This is a genomic window from Sandarakinorhabdus sp. FBCC-B8862, assembly GCF_059745315.1.
The window spans coordinates 1,427,132-1,446,747 of the sequence record NZ_CM185574.1 but is presented as its reverse complement, the minus strand read 5'-3'; the positions used below and the strand labels follow the sequence as shown (position 1 = coordinate 1,446,747).

Genomic DNA, 19,616 nt, shown 5'->3' with positions numbered 1-19,616 from the left:
AAGGGGGCGAACAGGCCGTTACGCGAGCGCGGCGCGGGGATCAGGAGAGCGCTGCGCGGGCCTGGCCGGCAATATGGGCCAGCATCGCGGCGCTGATCGTGCCACTGTCCCGCGCGCGGGCACAATTGCCGGCAATGCGCGCCACCCGCGCCTGGTTTGCGGTCACCCAGGCCTGCAATGCGGTCACCGGATCGCCCATTTCGGGCACGATTCTGCGCAAGAGATCCAGCCGGATCTGCTCGAAATCGCGCACCAGGGCGGCGGTCAGCAACCGCTCCCACGGGTCGGCAGAGGTCAGCCCGGCGGCGGCACCGCGCGCCCAATCCAGCCCCGCGACCTCGCCCAGCTGGGTATAGGCCTGGGCCGTCGCCCCCACATCAAGCTGGCGTTCGGCCGCCAGCAGGGCAACGCCAATCGCCCCGTCCAGCGCTTCCACCCGCACGATGGCAGCCGCCAGATCGGCCGGCGCACCTGCGGCGATCAGGGCCGCCGTCATCCGCTCCAGCTGGCCGCGCACTTCGGATTTCACAACCCGATCAAGGCTTTGGCCAAGAGCAGCGAGACCTGGCGCGATGGCCGATACCAGGGCGCTCGGGCTGCGCCCACCACCCAGCCGCAACAGATCGGCCATCTGGGCGCGCAGCACCCGCGCGGCGGCCAGGTGCAGGCTGGTCACCGCCTGTGCCGGCACATCGGCGGTATCGATGGCCTGCCAAAGCTGTGCAAATCCAAAGAGTTCGCGCGCCGCCAGGAAGGCGCCGGCCACATCGGCGAGCCCGGCGCCCAGCTCTTCGGCCAGTTCGAACGGCGCTGCCATGCCGGCCCGGTTGATCAGCTCGTTGGTCAGCTTGGTTGCCACCAGTTCGCGCCGCAGCCGATGATTTTCAATGGCTTGGCGATGGGTCACTTGCATGGCGCCTGGGAAGGCGGCCACCAGATCGGCCACCAGCAGCGGATCGGCAACCACCTCGCTGGTCACCAGCGCGTCATAGGCCGCCATCTTGGCATAGGCCATCACCACCGCCAGTTCCGGCCGGGTCAACCCTTCCTTGCCCTGCGCGCGCTGGCCCAGAACATCGTCGCCCGGCAGGCCTTCCACCCGCCGGTCCAAGCCGGCGCGACCTTCCAGCACCTGGATCAACCGCTGGAACACCGGCACGGCCGCCGCCCCGCCGGTTTCCGCCAGGCTGATGGCCTGGGTCTGCAAGCGATTGTCTTTCAACACCAATTCGGCGACGTCGTCGGTCATCACCTTCAACAGCGCATCGCGGTCCGGACGCGTCAGCCGTCCAGCCGCCACCTCGCCATTCAGCGCAATCTTGATGTTCACCTCATGGTCGGAACAATCGACGCCGGCCGAATTGTCAATGAAATCCGTGTTGATGCGCCCGCCTGCCCGCGAAAATTCGATGCGCGCCGCCTGGGTCAGGCCCAGGTTGGCGCCTTCACCGATCACCCGGGCCCCCAGTTCGGCCGCGTTCACCCGCACCGCATCATTGGCGCGGTCGCCGGCATCGGCATGGCTCTCGCTGCTGGCCTTGGCATAGGTGCCAATGCCGCCGAACCACATCAGGTCCACCTTCATCTTCAGGATGGCGGTGATCAGCTCGGTCGGGGCCAGGCTGTCGGCACTGACGCCCAGCATGGCCTTGACCTCGGGGCTGAGCGGGATGGATTTCAAACTGCGGGCAAACACCCCGCCGCCCTTGGAAATCAACGCCTTGTTGTAATCGTCCCAGCTCGATCGCGGCAGGGCAAACATCCGCTGCCGCTCGGCAAAGGCGGCCGGCACATCGGGGTCTGGGTCCAGGAAGATATGGCGATGGTCAAAGGCCGCGACCAGCGCCACCGCCGGCGACAGCAGCAGGCCGTTGCCGAACACATCGCCCGACATGTCGCCGACGCCAGCCGCGCGCACCGTCTCGCGCTGCACATCGATGCCCATTTCGCGGAAATGCCGCTGTACCGAAATCCAGGCACCCTTGGCGGTGATGCCCATGGCCTTGTGGTCATAGCCATTGCCACCGCCCGAGGCGAACGCATCGCCCAGCCAGAAGCCATGGGCTTCGGCAATGGCATTGGCCGTGTCGGAGAAGGTGGCCGTGCCCTTGTCGGCAGCAACCACCAGATAGGGATCGGGCGCATCATGGCACACCACGCCCGTCGGCGGGATGATGGCGCCATCGCTGTCCAGATTGTCGGTCACCGACAGTAGGGCGCGGATGAACACGCGATAGGCCTCGGTGCCCTCGGCCAGCCAAGCCTCGCGGTTGGTGGCCGGCGGCAATTGCTTGGGATAGAATCCACCCTTGGCGCCGGTGGGCACGATGACCGTGTTCTTCACCTTCTGCGCCTTGACCAGGCTCAGCACTTCGGTGCGGAAATCGTCGCGCCGGTCAGACCAGCGCAGACCACCGCGCGCGATCGGGCCGCCGCGCAGATGGATGCCCTCAACCCGCGGGGAATAAACCCAGATTTCGCGATAGGGGATGGGCGCCGGCAGGCCAGGCATGGCGGCGCTGTCGATCTTGAAGGCCAGCGCTTCGGGTTCTCCGGCCACGAAGGCATTGGTGCGCAGCGTCGCCATGATGGCAGCGCGATAGAGGCGCAGGATGCGATCATCGTCCAGGCTGGCAACATCGGCCAGCGCGGCATCGATACGGGCCAGAACCGCGGCTTCGCCAGCTGTCCGATCGGCGGCGGCCGGACCGAAGCGCGCTTCGAACAGGGCCACAAGGTCGCGCGTGATTGCCGGATAGCGCTTCAACGCGTCCACCACCGTCATCACCCCATAGGTGACGCCGGTCTGGCGCAGATAGCGGAACCAGGCCCGCAGCCAGCCGGACTGGCGGGCATCGAGGCCACAGCCCAGGATCAGGGCGTTGAAGCCATCATTCTCCTGCGCGCCCGTCAACACCGACGCCAACGCTGGCTCCACCCGTGCCACCAGCGCCGGCCAATCGGCCAGCATGGCCGGATCAGGCACTTCGGCCAGGAAATCATGAATCCAGCCCAGCTTGCCGCCGGCCAGATCAAACGGATATTCCTCCACCACCTTCAGGCCGAAATTCTCTAGCACCGGCACCGCTTCCGACAGCGGGATGATACGGCCAAGCCGATAGATTTTCAGCCGAACCTGGCCCGGCACCGCAGCCTCGCCGGGCAGCAGGCGCACACCGCGATCGGCCTCGTCGGCCAGGTGCGACAGGGCGATGATGTCAGCCGCAGCCTCCGCTGCCTGGTGTTGGGCCCGGTAACTGGCCGAAAAAGCCCGGCCATGGCTCAGGGTCAGGCGGGCGGCGCGGGTGGCGCCGGCCTGTTCGGCCAGCACGGTTTCCAGCTCCTCGTCCCATCCGCGCACCAATTGGCGCAGCCGCCGGTCGAGCGCTTGCGCCTGCTCCGGGCCAAAGCCGGCCGCATCGGCGACATCGACAACATAATGCACGCGGGCGAGGCCCTCGGCGCGCAACTCCACTTCGAACCGGGCGATGCTGCCCTTCAGTTCCTGGGCCAGCATCTGGCCCACCGCCTCGCGCTGGCGGCTGGTGTAGGTATCGCGCGGCACGAACACCAGCACGGAAATGAAGCGGCCAAACGGATCGGGGCGGGCAAACAGCTTGGGCCGCGGCCGGTCGAGCAGCGACAACAGGCCCAGCGCCATCTCGCGCAGCTCGGCCGGGCTGGCTTCGAACAGCTCCATGCGCGGGAAGCTTTCCAGCACATGCACCAGCGCCTTGCCGCTGTGGCCGCTCTCGCCAAAGCCCAGCGTGTCGATGATCTCGCCCACCTTGCGGCGCAGCAGCGGCACCTGCCGGGGAGACGTGTTCAACGCCGCCGACGTGTAGAGCCCGAGGAAGCGCGTTTCAGACACAACGCGCCCTTCGCGATCAAAACCCTTCACGCTGACAAGATCGCCATTCACCCGGCGATGCACGGTCACCACCGCACCGGCACGGGTGATCAGCAGCGGTTCCGGACTGGCCATCAGGGCACCAAGGGCGCGCGGCGTGTCGGCACGCCCGCGCACACCGGTCCACACCGGATAATCCGGGTCACGCAGCAGGCCCAGGCCGGTATCGCCCTGGGCCGCCCCATCCGCGCCCAGATGATAGCGCCGGGCGCCGAGCAGGGTGAAATTGTCAGCCGCCAGCCATTCCAGAAAGGCCATGGCTTCGGCCGTGCGGTGCGGCGCCAGCGGCGGCGGATGGTCGCTCAACGCCCGGATGCTGTCGCGCAGCAGGGCCAGCATCGCCTGCCAATCCCCAACGGCGGCCTGCACATCGGCCAGCACGGCATGCAGGCTTTCGATCAGCGCGGTGCGGGCCTTTGCACCGACGCGCTCGATCTCCATGTAGATCATCGATTCGCGCACCGCGCCGAGCGGCGCCGGGCGGCCATGGCCATCGCCCACCACGGCCTTCAAAGCACCAGATGCATCACGCTCCACATCGATGATCGGGTGGATTAGGCGGTGAATGTCGATGCCGGCCGCGGTGACGGCCGCAGCGGTGGAATCAACCAGAAACGGCCTGTCATCGCCGATGATGGCCAGGCGCAACCGGCGTTGGCCGACCGGGCCGTCGTCCGCAAGGGTTTCGATCTGCACCAATGGCTCGCCGGGCATGCGCTGTGCGGCCGCAGTGCCGACAAAGGCCGCAATGGCGGCCCGATGGGCCTGGTCCAGATCGTCCACTTCGCCCGGCAAGCCATGCTGGAACAAGGCCTGTTCCAGCGCTACGACCATCTTTTCCATTTCCTCAACACCCAAGGTGGGGGCTGCTTTGGCCGGCCCCTCGTTTGCATTGCTGGCAGACACGTCAATCGCTCCCGCGTCAGTTCACCGCCAGCATATGCGCCCCGCTGCCAGGAAAGAAAAGCCGTTACGTAGAAATCACGAGCCGTTTTTTGTGATTTTGCTAACATTCTCTCGCGGCATGCGGCGAGGGAATGGTTCGGCGGGTCTGGTGCGCGTCTCCAACCCGGCAAATGCTTCCGCCAATTCGGCCCGCAGCCGACGCGCGGCACTTTTCGACAGGACTTCCCGCCAGCTCAGCACCACTTGCACCAGAGCGGCAGGATCGCCCCCCTGTGGCACCGGCAGTGCCAGCCCCCGCACCAGGATTTGGGCACCCATGGGGTCATTGACACTGGCTTCAAATGGGATCGGCATGGGTTGCAACGCAACCAACTCGCACGCTGCCACCAACTCTTCGCCCAGGCCCGGATCCCGTAGCAGTTGCAGCCCGGCAACGAGACCAAAGCGGGCCGCCACCGGACCGCCGACACAATCGATCACCGCGCGCCCGGCCGGATCCCGCACCAACAGGCTGTGATCGAAAAAGGGTGCAAGCGCGGCCAGAGTTTCGCCCGCGGCGGCAGCCTGCCAGGCCGCCAGCGCCCGACTGGTCAACCGCCGTTCCACAACCACGCTGCGCGGCATCTGGCCGGGTGACCAGGCCCTTGCGGCCGGCTGCAACCCTTTCATCTCGTCATTGGGCAACAGCAGGGATTGGTGGAGGGTCGGCTGGCTCATGCCGGCAGTAACGGCGGCGGCCCCAAGCCATTGAGGCTGTCCCCGCAACCCTCTTGCCAGCCGCCGCGCCCCCTGTTAATCGCCGCCACCTTGCCGGGCGCCGCAGTAGCTCAGGTGGTAGAGCACGTCATTCGTAATGATGGGGTCGGGGGTTCGAGTCCCTTCTGCGGCACCAGCCTTCAGGCAATCGATGGCATCACAACAATTGCTGTGCCAGCCTTGTCAGGCTGGTGACAATGACCAATAGCCCAATACAGATGACGGCGATGCTGGTGGGCAGTTTCTTGGTCAGTTTGGCGGCGATCGGCGCCGCGAGCAGGGCGCCACCGATCAGGCCCAAGGCCAGTTGCGATACCGCCGCAAAACCGAGATTGCCGACAAGAACCGTGGTGACGGTGACGGCGACAATGGTTTCAGCGATGGTGCTGGTGCCGACGACATAGCGCGGTGTGCCGCCGCGTTCGACCAGGCTGGAGGTGACGAACGGCCCCCAGATGCCAGCCAGCGCCTCGAGAATGCCGCCAAACAGGGCGATGATCGTGCGGTGCTGCCGCTTGGCCATTTCGGTCCGCGGGCGGCGGGCGCGGTAGAGGATCAGGGCGCCAATGGCCAACAAATAGATATTGACCCAGATCTTCAGCTGGTCGCTGTGAATGGACACCAGGATCAGGCTGCCGATCAGGGCACCCACCACGCCGCCAGCGCCCAGCCTGAGCAACATGGATTTGTTGACATTGCCTTCCCGCGCGTGGGCCACGGAAGCCGCTGCGCCCGTGAAGATCTTGGAGGCATTGACTGTGGCGCTGACACTCTTTGGATCAAGCCCGATGCCATTGAGCAGCGTGTAGGAGAGCACGCCAAAACCCATCCCAAGCGAACCATCGAGCATCTGGGCAAAGAAGCCGACGACGAAGGCCGACAGGATGTCCGGATTGTGGATGATGTCGAGAAGCCATTGCGGCATCAGGTGGCATCCCGGCCGGACATTCGGGCGACAGCGGGCAGCGGGCGCACCGAGTATAGGACGGCATGGACCGCTGCTGATCTTGCCTGTCGTCCCCTCACGATCGGCATCCCCTTCTGCCCGACTGAACCTGTTTGCGCGGCGACCCTAGCAAAGCCTGAGGCGGCATGCACCTGTATCTTCGCGGCTTTTAAGCAACTGGTCACTGTCGTGCCTGTGCCATCGGGCCAGGCGAGCATGGGGTGCGACGGACGGAGCAATGGCAGCTTTGCGATTGGTTGAACGACGCATATTGCATCGCCTCGCGCAATTTTCATTCTCAAAGCCTTTGCCCTTGCGGCGTTTTTGGTGGCATGGGGCATGCGTGCCTGTGGACCGGTGGCGTAAGTTTCCGGTTCGCCTTGCTGATAGAGGTTTACAATGGTGACCAACCCGGCCAGCCCGGCGGCCGTGCAGCGGCCGGACATCTGGGAATATGCCCGCCGCATCGAGGCAGGCTTCCCCTTGGGCGAGGTAAGCCTTCCCAAGCATCTGCAGGAACTGCAGGCCGAATCGATCCACATCATGCGCGAGGTGGCATCCGAATTCAGCAATCCGGCGCTGCTCTATTCGATCGGCAAGGATTCATCGGTGATGCTGCATCTGGCGATGATGGCCTTCTGGCCGTCAAAGCCGCCGTTCAAGCTGATGCACATCGCCACCGGCTGGGATTTCAACGACATGATCGTGCACCGCGACGAGCTGTGCACGGCGCTGGGCCTGACCCTGTTTGTCGAATCGAATGACGAGGCGACGGCGCGCGGCCTGACCCCGTTCAACACCGATTCGCGCGAATGGGCGCGGTTGATGCTGATCGACACGCTGAAGGCCGGCATGGACAAGCATGGCTTTGACGCGGCGCTGGGCGGAGGCCGCCGCGACGAGGAGAAGAGCCGCGCCAAGGAGCGCATCTTTTCGGTGCGCGGCCCCGGCCAGGTGTGGGACCCGCGCAGCCAACGCCCTGAGCTGTGGTCGCTGTTCAACGGCCGGCTGGCCAAGGGCGAGAGCATGCGGGTGTTCCCGCTGTCCAACTGGACCGAGCTCGACATCTGGGAATATATCCGCCTGTGCAACATTCCGGTGGTGCCGCTCTATTTCGCCAAGCCGCGCCCCGTGGTGGACCGCGACGGGCTGCTGCTGGTGGTGGACGATGACCGCATGGTCTATCGCGACGGCGAGGCCGCTGCCGACCGGCTGGTGCGGTTCCGCACGCTGGGCGACTGGCCGCTGTCGGGCTGCATGGATTCGCCGGCCGCCACGCTGGAAGCGATCATCGAGGAAATGATGACCTCGCGCGTGTCGGAGCGGCAGGGCCGCATGGTCGACAAGGACGAAGCCGCGTCGATGGAAAAGAAGAAGCGCGAGGGTTATTTCTGATGAGCAGCGCGGTCACGACGATGGAACGCGCCAGCCAGCTGCGCTTTCTCACCTGCGGTTCGGTGGACGACGGCAAGTCCACCCTGATCGGCCGGCTGCTGTATGACAGCAAGCTGATCATGGATGATCATCTCTATGCGCTGGAAAGCGACAGCCGCAAGCATGGCACCACGGGCGAGGATATTGATTTCGCGCTGCTGGTTGATGGTTTGGAGGCCGAGCGCGAGCAGGGCATCACCATCGATGTCGCCTATCGCTTCTTCACCACGCCGCGCCGCAGCTTCATCGTGGCCGACACGCCGGGGCACGAGCAATATTCGCGCAATATGGCCACTGGCGCATCGAACTGCGACCTGGCGATCATCCTGATTGATGCGCGCAAGGGCGTGTTGACCCAGACGCTGCGCCACAGCCTGATCGCCCATCTGCTGGGCATCAAATCGGTGGTTCTGGCGGTGAACAAGATGGATCTGGTGGATTTCGACCGGGCCCGGTTTGACGAGATCGTGGCCGATTATCGCGCCAAGACGGCCCGCCACGCCTTTGAACAGTTCGTGGCCATTCCGATGTCAGCCCGCTTTGGCGACAATGTCACCACCCGGTCCGAACGGTCGGCCTGGTACAAGGGGCCGACGCTGATCGACCATCTGGAGGTGGTGCAGCCGCCGGCCGGGGGCGGCAGCCAGGCCTTCCGCATGCCGGTGCAGTGGATCAACCGGCCCAACCTGGATTTCCGCGGCTATAGCGGCACCATCGTTTCGGGCAGCGTGGCGGTGGGCGATCTCATCGCGGTGCCGCGTTCGGGCCTGACCAGCCGGGTGACCGGCCTGATCGGCCCCACCGGCCCGCTCGACCGCGCCAGCGCCGGCGATGCCATCACCCTGACCATTGCCGACGAGATCGACATTTCGCGCGGCGATGTGCTGGCCCCGGCCAATGACCGGCCCGAAGTGTCGAATCAGTTTGCCGCGCATCTGTTCTGGATGGCGAAGGATGCCCTGATGGTGGGGCGCCCCTATCTGATCAAGCTGGGCACGGCGACCGAGCTGGCGACGATCACCGGCATCGGCCACCGGGTGGACGTGAACACCGGCGAGCATGCCCAGGCCAAGAATCTGCAGATGAACGAGATCGGCTTCTGCAACATCCATCTGGCGCGCCCGACGGTGTTCGAACCTTATGCCGACAACCAGGCGCTGGGCAGCTTCATCATCATCGACCGGTTTTCCAACCAGACGGTGGGCGCCGGCATGGTGGAATATGGCCTCAGGCGCGGCACCAACATCCATGCCCAGCCGGCCGATGTGACCCGCCAGCAGCTGGCGGCGATCAAGGGGCAGGAGCCGTGCGTGATCTGGCTGACCGGCCTGTCGGGCTCGGGCAAATCGACCATCGCCAACATCCTGCAGCGCAAGCTGACGATGCTGGGCGCGCACAGCTTCATCCTGGATGGCGACAATGTGCGCATGGGGCTGAACAAGGATCTGAGCTTCAGCGAGGCCGACCGGGTGGAGAATATCCGCCGGGTGGGCGAAGTGGCCAAGCTGATGGTGGATGCCGGCCTGATCGTGATCTGTTCGTTCATCTCGCCGTTCCGGGCCGACCGGGCGATGGTGCGCGAGCTGCTGCCCGATGGCGAATTTGTCGAGGTGCATGTCGACACGCCGCTCGATGTGGCCGAAGCGCGCGACGTGAAGGGGCTTTATGCCAAGGCGCGCGCCGGCAAGATCAAGAACTTCACCGGCATCGATTCGCCCTATGAGGCGCCCGATGCGGCCGAGATCGTGGTCGACACCGCCGCGCTGTCGGCCGAGGAGGCTGCCGATGCCATCCTGGCACGGATCAGTCCGCGGCTGGGCCGCACGGCCTGACCGGCAGGAACGGGACGATGACCACGCCGCCGCTGCTGATCCATGTTGGCTATCACAAGACCGCGACGACGTGGATGCAGCGCCGGCTGTTCACGCCGCCGCTGGGCTATCACCAGATCCTTGATCATGAGGTGATTGCCGATCATTTCGTGCGGCCGCATGGCTTTGCCCATGATGCCGCGGCGGCGGCGGCGGCGGTGGCGCAGGCGGTGGCGGCAACGCCGGCCGGGCTGGTACCGGTGATGTCGGCCGAGTTTCTGTGCGGCAATCCCTTTTACGGCGCCCGCGAAGCGACGGAGGTGGCGCATCGGCTGCATGCGGCGGCGCCGGGCGCGCGCATCCTGGTGACCATTCGCGAACAGGTGGCGGCGATCGCATCGACCTATATGCAATATCTGCAGCGTGGCGGGGCGCTTTCGGCGCGGGAATTCTTCGCCGAGGCACCGGTGATGGGCTACCCGACCTTTTGCCACGCGCATTTTCGCTATGACCGGTTTGTGGGCCTCTATGCCGGGCTGTTCGGAGCCGAGAACGTGCTGGTGTGCAACCAGGAGCTGTTGATCAAGGACCAGATCGGCTTTGCCCAGCGGATTGCCGATTTTGCCGGGCAGGACGGCCCGGTGAACGCCGCCGCGCTGGATACCGAGCGCACCGGCGTGAGCTATCCCGAATATGGCGCCGGCCTGCTGCGCCAGATCAACCATTTCCGCACCGGGCCAAGCGGGCCGACGGCGATGCCCGACCTCGGCCGGCTGGGCGACACGCTGTATCGCGGCGTGGGCAAGCTGTTGCGGCTGGAACCGGTGCGCAAGGGCTTTGGCAACGCCCGGCCGGTGACGGACTATGTGCGCCAGCGCTATGATGGGGCGTTTGTGGAGAGCAACCGTGCGCTGGCGGCGATCGTCGGAACCGGTCTGCCGCTCGACCGGTATCAGGGCGTGGCCTGAGGCGGTGGCTGCCGGGTGAAATCAAAGATCTTGATGCCGACGACATAGCGCACGACCAGCCCGGCCAGCAGGCGACGGAAAATCATCGATCCCGTCAATGCGATGGCGGCGCCCGTGACGCCAAGGATTGGCACCAGCCAGCTGGACAGTGACACCAGCACAAGGATGCTGGCGAGCGCAAAGCCCACCGACCAGCGTTCGTGGCCGGACATGATCAACAGCGACCCCACCGGCCCACCTGACAATGCGAAGATATTGCCCACCGCAACGATCTGCAGCGCTGTGGCACCAGCGACAAACTCCGGGCCGAACAGGCCCATCACAAACTCCGGCCAGATCAGCACAACGGCAAATATCGGCGCTGTCGCCGCCAGGCTGCCCAGGATCGTCTTGCGCAAGAGGCTGGCAATGCGCTGTTTTTCGCCGACTTTCCAGCTGGCAGCGATCTGCGGCCCGATAATCGCATCGAAAGACGACAGGACAAGCGATGTGATCAGCAAGGTTTGGGCAGCAACGCGGAGCGTGCCAGCCGCCGCGGGTGAGGCAAAATAGCTGGTCAGCATGGTGGACAGCCAATCGATGGCAAAGCCGGACACCACGGAGATCATCACGGGAACCCCCGCAACCAGCATCGGCTTCAAGGGGGGGGCTTCGGGCGCTGGCCAATCCCGCAGCCGACGCCACAACATGATGCAGCCGAACAGGGCCGTGCACAGCATGGCGACGGTGTAAACAATTGAAACGGACCAGATTGGTGGTCGCACCGGGGCCGTCGCAATCGCCGCCAGCATAAGGATGGCGAGGCCGGAGGTGAGCGGCCCTTCCATCGATTGCGACAGCAACGGAACGCCGGCACCGCGCAGCGCAAAGCTCGTGAGGCGCATCAGCACGATGCCGATCACGGCAGGTGCGACGATGGCCAGCACGCGGGCAGCGCCGGGCGTCGAGAGGGGGGCGGCGATCAGCGGGTTGAGCAGCAGCAACAGACCCGTCGCGAGCAGGGCGGACGGCACCGCCACCTTGGCTGCCACGCGGACGGCGCCGCGGGCCAGATCACGCCGGTCCACCCGGATTTCGCCGGCCATTGTGCGCAGCATGATGGAGTCGAGGCCTAGAAGCGCCACGAACCCAACGACTTGCACGGTGGTCTGGCCGATGGCGTAGAGGCCGGACCCGACCGGACCATAGAGGCGCGCGATTACCCAACTGACCGCCAGCGCGAGGGCGGCGCCCAGCCCCTTGAGGCCAAAAGACCAGATGACCTGATTGCGCAGCCGCATTTGGCCGTTGATAGGCAGGTGGCCTCCAGCTGTCCACCTGCCGATTCTCAAATTGTTGCAAGACTTTGCGCCGCCGCGGTGATGGCGGTGCGCTGCGGGTCGGGCTGGCCGGTAATATCGGCGAGGGCGCCGGCCAGGCTGGGATGGCGGAAACGGAAGCCATGGGCCAGTGCCATGCCCGGATGCACACGCTGGCCGCCGAGGAGCAGTTCCAGGGCGAAATCGCCGAGCAGGGCAGTGAGCGGGGCGGCAGGGAGGTGGAGCCAGGTGGGGCGGCCGAGCAGTTGGCCCAGCGTGCGGGTGAACTCCGCATTGGTGACGGGGTGGGGTGCAGCCGCATTCACTGGGCCAGAAATCTGATCATTTTGAATGACATGGATGATCATGCGAACAAGGTCGTCGCGGTGGATCCAGCTCATCCACTGGCGGCCGTGGCCGAGGCGGCCGCCGAGGCCATATTCGAACAGGGTGAGCAGGCGGCCGAGGAGGCCGCCGCTGGCGGCGAGGACGAGGCCGATGCGCAAGGTGACGGTGCGGATGCCGGTGCGGGCGGCCGCGGCTTCCCAATTGCGGCAGACGCGGGCCGAGAAGCAGGGCCGGCCTGTTGCAGTTTCATCAAGAAAATCATCGCTTTGCAGGCCGTAAATGCCGATGGCCGAGCCCGAGACCAGCACGGCGGGCTTGTGGTCCAGCCGGGCGATGAGGGCGGTGACGGCGCGGGTGACGGCAAGGCGCGAGCGGATGATGCGGATGCGCTTTGCCCGGGTCCACGGCCGGTCCGAAATCGGCTCCCCGGCGAGGTTGACGATGGCATTTATCCGGCAATCCCTGGCCACTTGTGTCAGGTTGGTGACCGCAATCAAGCGCCCGGTGCCTGCACAGCGCGGCGCGGTGCCCGCGCGGCTGAGCACGGTGACATCATGGCCGGCGGCCGCCAGCGCCGCCACCAGCCGCCGCCCGATGAAGCCGGTGCCGCCGGTGACCAGCACATGCTGGCGGCCGGGCAGCGCGGCGGCGAGGCCGGCGGCTGGGGCCAGCACCAGCCGCTGGCTGCGGCGCGCCGCCCCCAGATCGCGCAGGCCCGAGATCACCACGCCGGCTGCCGCAATGGCGCACAGCCAGCCGGCGATGCCGTGCCGGGCCGGCGCCAGCGCGGTGGGCAGCGCCAGCCCCTGCCACAGCCAGGGCAGCAGCAGCGCCAGCAGTGCGCCATAGTTCAAGGTGAGCAGCGTGTGGGTGATGCGTTCGCTGGCCGGCAGGCGGCGGCTGCGGTCTTCCTCGACGAAGTCGATCAGGGTGATCAGCATCTCCCCCGCCAGCAGCGCCAGCAGCGCGGCGGCCCACAGGCCCTGTGGCCGGGTGAAGCCCAGCGCCAGGAACAGCGCCGCATAGGCCAGGTTGCGCACCCCGTGCAGCCGCAGCTCCGCACGCTGGCCCGGCCGCCAGGCGAGGCGCTGGGTGATTTCATGGTGCCAGATGGTATCGAACGCGCCCATGGCCATCTGGGCGAAGAGCAGGGTCCACAGCGCGTCAGTCATGATCAGTCTCCGTCATGTCGTGATAGCGGCCGATCTGGTGCAGCAGTTCGCCAAGCAGCGGGTGCACCAGGGCCAGGGTGAAGAGGAAGCTGCCATCGCCGCAATCGACATGATCGATGGTGAGGCGGCCGGGGGCGAAGAGGGCGGGCAGACGCCAGCGGCGACCGGCCAGCATCAGGAAATAATGGTCGCTGGCAAAGCGCAGGCCGCCGGCGATGGGCGACAGGCTGAGCGCGATGCCCAAGCCGCCGCCCAGATATTCCTCCAGCCCGGTTGGCCCGGCAAAGCGCTTGGCGCTGTGGATGACCTGGGGGAAGCCGCTGCGACGGGCATAGACCCTTGTCCACACCTGGCCGCCGCTGCCGCCGTCTTCGGTGACCGAAACCACCGCGGCGGTGCCGCCGCCGCGATCGAGCGGCAGCGGCGCGCCGATCAGGCGGCAGGCCTGGGCCAGCAGCCAGCCCAGCGCGCTGATGCGGCAGAGCACGACATCGCCGGCATAGCTGGCCGACTGGCCGGGGCCGACGCGCTTGCCAAAACGGCGGCGTACGGCGGCGGGCAGTGCGGCCCAGCCATCGGGCCCGAGCAGCCGGCGGAACCGGGCATCGGCCAGCGGGGCCGCCGGCAGGGCGGCGGCCGGGTGGCAACGGAACGCCATCGCATTCATCACTGATCCTCCCGTTAATATTGTCGTTTCTGTAGAAAGAGAAATTAAAGGCCAAAAAAAGGGGGGGCTGCCGCCGCGGCGCCGGTCAGCCATCATCCGCCGGCTTGTCCCCGGTCTTGCTGTTGCCGCCGCCGCCCGGAAGATAGCGCAGCAGGCCGACCACCTTGGCGCCCAGCCGGATCAGCCGCATGATCTGCTGCGGCGGCACGGTGATCATCTGCTGATACCAGCCGTCCACCGTGGTGATGAAATCATGCATGGCGTGCAGGCGCTGGCGCACCGCCGGGCTGATTGCCGGGTCATCAGCGCCGGCCATGGCGGCACGGATGGCGGCGACCATCGGATCAATCTCGCGTTCCTTGCGGCCCTGGGCGACCTTGCTGGCCATCTGCCACAGATCGGTTTCGGCGACGAAATGATCGCGCCGGTCGCCCAGCACCGGCACCCGCATGACGAGTTTCCAGCTCAGCAGCTCCTTGAGGCTGTTGGAGACATTGGAGCGGGCGAGGCCAAGCGTGTCGGCGATATCCTCGGCCGTCAGTGGCCGGTCCGACAGCAGCAGCAGCGCCTGGATCTGCGCCACCGAACGGTTGACGCCCCATTGCCCGCCAAGATCACCCCAGCGCAGCACAAAGGCTTCGACGGCGGGTGGCAGGCCGGTCGACTCGGCGTCAGTCGATTTGGTTATTTCTGTCATGACAGAAATATCTGCCAAAGCTTGACCCATGTCAAGCCGGCGGCGGCACGGCCGGATACAGACGAAAGTATGGGGTGTGGCCACCGGCTGTGCCGGCAGGGTTTACAGCCGGGGAGGGCCGGCTGGCGCTTCCGGCCGGTTTGCTCGGCGCGATGCTGGTTGATGCCGGCTTGGCCCGGGCCTTGCTTGGTGCCGAAGCGGTTCCGGAGAGGGGCGAAACTTGCAGACCAGGGCAGAGACGACAGCAGAGCAAGCGACGGCGGCCGCTGATCCCGCCGCCGTGGCCACGGCCAAGACGCAACAGATGGTGGCCTTTGTCGTGCCGCTGGTGGCCCTGCTGCTGCTGGTTGGCTTTGTCGTGCTGGGCCGCTGGCTGCGCCGCCGCGAGCGGACACGCACCGAGTTTCGCTAGAGCGGTTTCCGACCAATCTGGATCGCCGGCACGGCGCCGATTTTGGTTCGGTGCGAGGAGCAAGGAGAGCGCGATGCAGCGCATCGCAACCGACGCAGCGACACTGCACCGGGCCAAAAGCGGCCCGCCCCGCCAGGGGTCGCCCGCAAGGGCGATGACGGTGGTTCAGATTGGTCGGAAACCGCTCTAAACCGCCCTCAGCGGCGCGCCGGCAATGCCTGCAGCCAGGTGTAAATCCGGTCGGTCAGCGCCAGCCGGGCATCGGACCAGCTGTGATCGGTGGCCTGGTGCGCCTCTGTCACCTGGCCGCCGGCGGCGCGCGCCGCGGCGACCACCGGATCGGTGAGGGGTTTGAGGCCATCATCGGAGGTGAGCACCAGCAGCGGCTGGCGGGCGAGGCCCTTGGCGCGCGGCACCAGATCAAAATCGGCCGAACGGGCGATCAGTTCATCGGCCATGATTTCGGGCGAGGTGCCGGCCAGCGCCTCGGCATTTCCGGCCGATTGCGCCACCACCCGGTCGCGCGGCAGCTTGCCGACCATCCCCATGTTGGCCGCCGAAATCAGGATGGCGCCGGCAAGGCCCGGTTCGTCGGCCGCCACCATGGCGGTGACCCAGCCGCCCATGCTGTGCCCGGCCAGCACGATGCGGCTGGTGTCGATGCCGAGTTTGGCAGCGGTTTCGGGCCGGCGCAGATGGGCGAGCACGGCGCGGGCATCATCGGGGTTCTGGCCAAAGCGGAAATTGCCGGGGCTGCCCCAGGCGCCGCGATAGTTGAAGCTGATGGCATTCCAGCCCGCCCGGCGCAGCGCCTGGGCAAGATCCAGATTCTTCTCGTTGCCCGGCCAGCCGTGGCAGAGGACGATGGTGGGATGCGGCCCCGGTCCGGCGGCGAGATAGGCGACGCCGTTGATCTCCACCCCGCCGCTGGCGACATGCAGCACCTCCATGCGGGCACGCGGCGCGGCGGTGGCGGGTGGATCGGTGAACAGCGGGTTGGCGGTGACAGGGCCCGCCGCGGCGAGCAGCAGGGCCAGAACAAGCATGCGCATCGGAACCATTCCCCCCGGTTGTTGGCCCCAGTGTGGCGTGGTGCCGGCGGGATGGCAAGCGGTGTGAAAAAGCTGCGAAATCCTGAAGGACCGCCGGCAAGCACTTGAATTTGGCTAGCAGAGCTGCACAACGTCAACCTTCGCCCGGCAAGTTTTCCGGGTCGAAATTGGGGGGAATCGACCATGACTTCAATCAACCAGCGCGTTGGCCGCCGGGCCTTGGCTGTTGCGGCGGTGCTGGCCATCGCTGCGGCACCAGCGGCAGCGACGCATTTTCGCTATCGCCATTATGACTGGGCCAGCAAGAGCCGGGTGATCGTGCCGGAGCTGGCACACACGCCCGACGCGGTGACCGGGCTGGGCCCGCAGTATCTGAATGTCGGCGGCGATGTGAATGGCACGCCGGCGCTGTTTGGCAAGCTGACCTTCCTGAACAGCGGGGGCATCGCCGTGAACGGACCGTCGGGCCTGAACTATATGTTGAATGGCCCGGTGCTGTTTGGTGGCGCGGCGGCGGCGCCGGTGTTCACGGGCAAGAAGGGTGACCTCTTCAATCCCACCAGCGGGCTGAAGGCCGGCACCTTTGCCATCGCCGGCGTGCCGGAACCGGACGGATGGGCGCTGATGATCGCCGGATTTGGCATGGTGGGCCTGGCCGCACGGCGGCAGCGCCGACTGGCCTGATGGGGCGGTTGGGGCAGGTTCAGGCCAGCCCCAGTTCGCGGGCGAGGGCGGCGAGTTCGGCGCGGCTTGTGACTCCCAGCTTGTCGAAGGCGTTGCCCATGTGCATCTTGACCGTGCTTTCGGTCAGCCCCAGCGCTTCGCCGATGTCGCGGTTGCGCAGGCCGCGGGCGGCCAGCCGCGCCACCTCCATTTCGCGGGCTGACAGCGGGCGCGTGGCGGCGGCCCGGGCCTCGCGCTGGGCGAGATCGCCAATCACGCGTTTCAGCACGTCATTGTCGATCCATTGCACCCCGTCGGCGACCTTTTCGACGCATTCGACAATGCGGTCGGCCACCAGTTCCTTGAGCACCAGGCCATCGGCTTCGAGTTCGACCGCCTCGACAATCTCGCGGTGATCAAGGCTGGCGGTGAGGATGATGATGCGTGGGCGCTGCACGCCGCGGCTGCGCTGATCGCGCAGGATGGCCAGCCCGGTGATGCCCGGCATGTGGATATCGAGCACGGCGATATCAGGATCATGCTCGGCGATGGCAGCGACGGCGGCATCGCCGTTGCGGCATTGCGCAACGATCTGGAAGCCTTCGGCCTGCAGCAGCGCGCCCAGTCCTTCCAGCACGATGGGATGATCATCGGCGATCAGCAGACGGGTCATGGCAGGGCCTCGGCAGGGGCGGCAAAGCGCAGATCAAGGAGGGTGCCGGCCGGGCTGGTGCTCAGCTGCAGCTGGCCCCCCAGGCGATCGAGCCGGTGCAGGATGGAGCGCGGCCCGATGCCGCGTTCGCGCAGCGATTCAGCGTCGAACTGGCCGGTCTGGGCCAGGCCGCGGCCATTGTCGCTGATCGCCAGCCGGTAACTGTCTGGCGTCGCCTCGGCGCGGACGCTGATGCGGCGGGCGGCGCCGTGGCGCACGGCGTTGGCGATGGCTTCGCGGGTGATCAGGCGGATTTCTTCGGCAATGGCGCCGGGCGGTTCGGCAGTGATGTCGGCATCGATGCTGATATCCCATTGATCGGCCAGCATGGGAATCCAGTCTGCCATCGGGCGGCCCTGTTCGGGCAGCGCCGTCTGCCGTGGGCGGATACGTTCCAGCATGGCGCGCAGATCCTGCTGTTCCTGGCGCAGGGCCGGGCCCAGCGCCTGGATGCGCGACCGGGCCTGATCAGGGCTGGTGCCGACTTCGCGTTCCATCAGGCGCAACTGCAGCGCGAGGCCGGTGAGGAATTGCAGGATGCCATCGTGCAGATCATGGGCGACGCGCACCCGTTCCTCGCTGGCTGCGGCATCGCGCAGGGTTTCAGCGGCCGCCGCATTGCCCAGCGCCGCGCCCAGTTGCACCGAAACCGCCCGGGCGAGATAGAGATCATCCTCGGTCACCGCCTTGGAGATCAGCATCCAGCCATCGAGCGTGTCGCAGTTGATCGCGGTGATTATGGCCTCCTCCACCCCCCAGGCGGCCGCCATGGCCGGATCGAGCAGGGGCCGGTCAAAGTTGCGGAGGGTGCCGGTGCCATCATAGCTGCGGGCATGGGTGGCATTGGCCTGATATTCGAAGGTGCAGGATTCAAGGCCGGCCAGCACCGGGCCGGCCCAGCCGGGGCCAGGCAGGGGCGGCAGCGGCGGGCCGGCCCCTTCGCGGACGATTTGCCAGCCGGGTTCGTCGCGCCATTGCCAGATGAAGATGGCGCTGGGCGCGTCGAAGAAGTTGCGGGCGTGGACGAGGCAATCGTTGATGGCGAGGCGCACCGAATTGCCATGCGCTTCGACCGGTTGCGACAGGCGCAGCAGTTCGCGCCAATAGCGTTCGCGCTGCAGGCCGATATAGGCCAGCATGGCGCCCAGCACGACGATCTGGCCCATGCGCACCACAAAGCGCAGCAGCAGATCGGCATTGGTATCAAACTGGCCGTTCATCACCAGCGCGGCTGGCAGATAGAGCGCGACGATGGAGACGCTGGTGCCGACCGCGCCGCGCCAATCCCAGCGCAGCGTGCCCGACAGGATGGTGAACAGATAGAGCGGGAAGAACGGGCTGGTGATGCCGCGGGTGAGATAGACGAGCAGCGCAAACACCGCGAGATCGACGATGTGGACATATTGGCCGATCGGGCGGGCGGACAGCGGACGGCGCCAGACCACGGCCGCCACCAGCGCCGCCAGCACGACATAGAATTGCAGCACACCGATGGCATAAGGCGCCAGTGCCTGCGGCTGGGGCGGATCGAACAGGGCAGCCGCCAGTGTGGGGGCCGCCAATGCGAGGCGGGCAAGGGCGCTGATGCGATCGGCCCGGTTGAAGATGAGATCCTGCTTCAGCATCGCAGGCGGGATGATAACCGGGTTGTGCGAAGGCAGCCAGCGCGGTCTGGGCGCGCAACATATTGTTTGTGCGTCCATACAGACCAAAGTCTGTATCGGGTTGGAGACGGCGTCGGTGTGGCTTACAGCTCTGCAGGATTTGATGAGCGCGTCAGGCCGGCCAGCGTTCGTACATTAACAGAATACTTAAATGGTATAAATATTGCATGCATGCGTTATCCGCCTGGCTCCACACGGCG

The 19,616-nt window shown here is 66.4% G+C and carries 14 protein-coding genes, 1 tRNA gene and 1 pseudogene; 6 read left to right on the top strand and 10 right to left on the bottom strand.

The genetic code is table 11. The features are described 5' to 3' along the window. Positions 1 to 40 precede the first annotated feature (40 nt). The gene (locus AC6BOR_RS07145) at positions 41 to 4,768 is read right to left on the bottom strand and encodes an NAD-glutamate dehydrogenase (protein ID WP_498060483.1); all 4,728 of its coding nucleotides are present in this window, start codon (positions 4,766 to 4,768) and stop codon (positions 41 to 43) included. Between the two features lie 123 nt (positions 4,769 to 4,891). Then, positions 4,892 to 5,533: a hypothetical protein gene (locus tag AC6BOR_RS07140; protein WP_498060482.1), complete on the bottom strand. Its 642-nt coding sequence runs from the start codon at positions 5,531 to 5,533 to the stop codon at positions 4,892 to 4,894. 99 nt (positions 5,534 to 5,632) lie between these two features. On the opposite strand from AC6BOR_RS07140, the gene AC6BOR_RS07135 reads away from it, so the two are divergent. Next, positions 5,633 to 5,708 (top strand) — tRNA-Thr (locus tag AC6BOR_RS07135). A gap of 21 nt (positions 5,709 to 5,729) precedes the next feature. Here the strand turns inward: AC6BOR_RS07135 and AC6BOR_RS07130 are convergent. Beyond that, a complete protein-coding gene (locus AC6BOR_RS07130) occupies positions 5,730 to 6,497 on the bottom strand; it encodes a sulfite exporter TauE/SafE family protein (RefSeq protein WP_498060481.1) in 768 nt (255 codons plus the stop codon). Between the two features lie 420 nt (positions 6,498 to 6,917). On the opposite strand from AC6BOR_RS07130, the gene cysD reads away from it, so the two are divergent. From cysD to AC6BOR_RS07115, 3 genes are read left to right on the top strand one after another with little or no spacing between them, the layout of a single operon-like run. Continuing rightward, the gene (gene cysD / locus AC6BOR_RS07125; RefSeq protein ID WP_498060480.1) at positions 6,918 to 7,913 is read left to right on the top strand and encodes a sulfate adenylyltransferase subunit CysD; all 996 of its coding nucleotides are present in this window, start codon (positions 6,918 to 6,920) and stop codon (positions 7,911 to 7,913) included. Further along, positions 7,913 to 9,784: a sulfate adenylyltransferase subunit CysN gene (gene cysN / locus AC6BOR_RS07120; protein ID WP_498060479.1), complete on the top strand. Its 1,872-nt coding sequence runs from the start codon at positions 7,913 to 7,915 to the stop codon at positions 9,782 to 9,784. The genes cysD and cysN overlap by 1 nt, the downstream gene beginning before the upstream one ends. Positions 9,785 to 9,801: 17 nt before the next feature. Further along, a complete protein-coding gene (locus tag AC6BOR_RS07115; protein ID WP_498060478.1) occupies positions 9,802 to 10,731 on the top strand; it encodes a sulfotransferase in 930 nt (309 codons plus the stop codon). Here AC6BOR_RS07115 and AC6BOR_RS07110 read toward each other — a convergent pair. From AC6BOR_RS07110 to AC6BOR_RS07095, 4 genes are all read right to left on the bottom strand, one after another. Further along, on the bottom strand, positions 10,716 to 12,011 hold the full coding sequence (locus AC6BOR_RS07110) for an oligosaccharide flippase family protein (RefSeq protein WP_498060477.1): 1,296 nt from the start codon (positions 12,009 to 12,011) through the stop codon (positions 10,716 to 10,718). The genes AC6BOR_RS07115 and AC6BOR_RS07110 overlap by 16 nt on opposite strands. A gap of 47 nt (positions 12,012 to 12,058) precedes the next feature. Then, entirely contained in the window at positions 12,059 to 13,549 is a 1,491-nt protein-coding gene (locus tag AC6BOR_RS07105) for a TIGR01777 family oxidoreductase (protein WP_498060476.1), read from the bottom strand. Then, on the bottom strand, positions 13,542 to 14,216 hold the full coding sequence (locus tag AC6BOR_RS07100) for a DUF4166 domain-containing protein (protein ID WP_498060474.1): 675 nt from the start codon (positions 14,214 to 14,216) through the stop codon (positions 13,542 to 13,544). The genes AC6BOR_RS07105 and AC6BOR_RS07100 overlap by 8 nt, the downstream gene beginning before the upstream one ends. Before the next feature lie 85 nt (positions 14,217 to 14,301). Beyond that, a complete protein-coding gene (locus AC6BOR_RS07095) occupies positions 14,302 to 14,913 on the bottom strand; it encodes a GbsR/MarR family transcriptional regulator (protein ID WP_498060473.1) in 612 nt (203 codons plus the stop codon). Between the two features lie 220 nt (positions 14,914 to 15,133). Between AC6BOR_RS07095 and AC6BOR_RS07090 the strand changes: the two genes are divergently transcribed. Further along, entirely contained in the window at positions 15,134 to 15,325 is a 192-nt protein-coding gene (locus AC6BOR_RS07090) for a hypothetical protein (RefSeq protein ID WP_498060472.1), read from the top strand. A gap of 197 nt (positions 15,326 to 15,522) precedes the next feature. Here AC6BOR_RS07090 and AC6BOR_RS07085 read toward each other — a convergent pair whose 3' ends face one another. Then, entirely contained in the window at positions 15,523 to 16,377 is an 855-nt protein-coding gene (locus AC6BOR_RS07085; protein ID WP_498060471.1) for an alpha/beta hydrolase family protein, read from the bottom strand. Between the two features lie 591 nt (positions 16,378 to 16,968). Between AC6BOR_RS07085 and AC6BOR_RS07080 the strand changes: the two are divergent. Beyond that, positions 16,969 to 17,061 (top strand): annotated as a pseudogene (locus AC6BOR_RS07080) (PEPxxWA-CTERM sorting domain-containing protein); the annotation flags it as partial. A gap of 19 nt (positions 17,062 to 17,080) precedes the next feature. Here the strand turns inward: AC6BOR_RS07080 and AC6BOR_RS07075 are convergent. Both AC6BOR_RS07075 and AC6BOR_RS07070 read right to left on the bottom strand, forming a co-directional pair. Beyond that, entirely contained in the window at positions 17,081 to 17,713 is a 633-nt protein-coding gene (locus AC6BOR_RS07075) for a response regulator (protein WP_498060470.1), read from the bottom strand. After that, complete coding sequence (locus AC6BOR_RS07070) at positions 17,710 to 19,377, bottom strand: sensor histidine kinase (protein ID WP_498060469.1); 1,668 nt, start codon at positions 19,375 to 19,377, stop codon at positions 17,710 to 17,712. The genes AC6BOR_RS07075 and AC6BOR_RS07070 overlap by 4 nt, the downstream gene beginning before the upstream one ends. Positions 19,378 to 19,616: the final 239 nt, after the last annotated feature.